Here is a 1,632-nt window from a genome sequence, read left to right as displayed (position 1 = left end):
GTGGGCTTCCCCCCTGGGAGTGGAGGGTTGAGATCAGAGCGTCATGCGGCTGTACGCATGGCGATCCCCTCCATGCTGGCGCGCGCCTCAACCGGGGTGCGGTAGCCGACGCCCGAGTGCAGGCGTTGGCGGTTGTAGAAGACTTCGATGTAGTCGAACACCGCCGCCTTGGCCTCCTCGCGGGTATGGAAGCGGATTTGGTGGACGTGCTCCGTCTTGAGTGAGGCGAAGAAGCTCTCCATGGGCGCATTATCGAGGCAGTTGCCCCGGCGACTCATGGACTGGGTGATGCCGTGCCGCTCCAGCACGGCGCGGTAGGGCTCAGAGGCGTACTGCACGCCGCGGTCGCTGTGGTGGAGCAGCCCAGGTGGCGGGGGATGGTGCTGGAGGGCCATGACCAGCGCGTCGACGCAGAGCCCCGCCTTCAGGTGGTCCGCCATGGACCAGCCCACGATCTGGCGTGTGGCCATGTCCTTGATGGCGGCCAGATACAGGAAGCCCTCGCCGGTCGGAATGTAAGAGATGTCCGCCAGCCAGACCTGGTCCGGTCTCTCCGCCGTGAAGTTGCGATCCAGCAGGTTCGGGGCGACCGGGAGGTCGTGGCGGCTGTCCGTGGTCCGGGGTGTGCGGCGGCGGCCCTGGCGGCCGGACAGGCCCATCTCGCGCATCAGCCGCTCGATGCGCCGGCGCGAATGCAGCCGGCCCTCTCGCCGCAGCTCAGCATGGACCCGCGGCGAGCCGTAGACCCGCCTGCGGCCGGCGAAGATGCGGCCAATGTGCCCGCGCAGTTCGGCTTCCGCCTCGGCCTTGCTCTGGAGGGTGGGGATCGCGCGCAGCCAAGCGTAGAAGCCGGCTACGCTCACGCCGACAACCCGGCACAGCGTGGCCACGGCGTGGTTCGCCCGCTCGGCCGACACGAAGGCGTACTTCGTCACGCGATCCCCCTGGCAAAAACCGCCGCGGCCTTGCGCAGGATCAGGTTCTCCTCCTCCAGCCGCTTCACCTCTCGCCGTAGCCGCTGCGTCTCCGCCTCCTCGGCCTTGCGCTGGGCGAGTGCCTCAGCCGATCCAGCCGCCAGGTGCTCGCTGCGCCAGGTGCTCAGCTGCCCCGTGCTCAGCCCGAGCTCCGTCGCTACCTCCGACAGCCCCCGGCCGCCGTCCAGCAGCCGCTTGACTGCCTGCGCCTTGAACTCCCGCGTGAAGCTCCGTCGGGTTCGCTTCTCTGCCATGGTGCCCTCCTGGGGTGTTCGGGTTCGTTAGAGAACCCTCCACTCCCAGGGGGGAAGCCCAGACGGCCGCTCCTCGGCGAAGTGCTCGATGACGATCCGCCCCGTGGTGCCGTGCAGGCGGCGGTTGGCGACCTGGTCGAGCCACTGGCTGAACTGCGCGTTCAGGTCCTCGAGGTCGCGGAAGCGGCCGGCGAGGAAGAAGTCCTCTCGGACGTAGCGGAAGGGCCGCTCGACTTTACCCTTCGTCTTGGCGCGGTAGGGCCGGCAGGCGCGCGGCACGAAGCCGTAATGCGCGGCGAGGGCCAGCAGTTTGTCGTTGTAGACGATGCCGCGGTCGTCGACCTCGCCGAGCACGGCGGTTTTCATGCGGTCGTAGAGGATCTCCCCCGGCACGCCGCCGAGCG

General features: G+C 68.9%; 1 protein-coding gene and 1 pseudogene. Both read right to left on the bottom strand.

The genetic code is table 11. The annotated features are described in order from the left end of the window. Positions 1–41: 41 nt before the first annotated feature. Positions 42–1,228 (bottom strand): IS3 family transposase gene (locus tag VLK66_RS22980; protein WP_325311830.1). Its coding sequence is split into 2 segments (ribosomal slippage): positions 42–953 and positions 956–1,228, totalling 1,185 coding nucleotides; the frame shifts between segments, so codons are not numbered across the junction. A gap of 60 nt (positions 1,229–1,288) precedes the next feature. After that, positions 1,289–1,632 (bottom strand): annotated as a pseudogene (locus tag VLK66_RS22975) (IS21 family transposase); the annotation flags it as partial.

Source organism: Longimicrobium sp. (genome assembly GCF_035474595.1).
Classification (GTDB): domain Bacteria; phylum Gemmatimonadota; class Gemmatimonadetes; order Longimicrobiales; family Longimicrobiaceae; genus Longimicrobium.
This window is presented reverse-complemented; position numbering and strand designations above follow the sequence as displayed.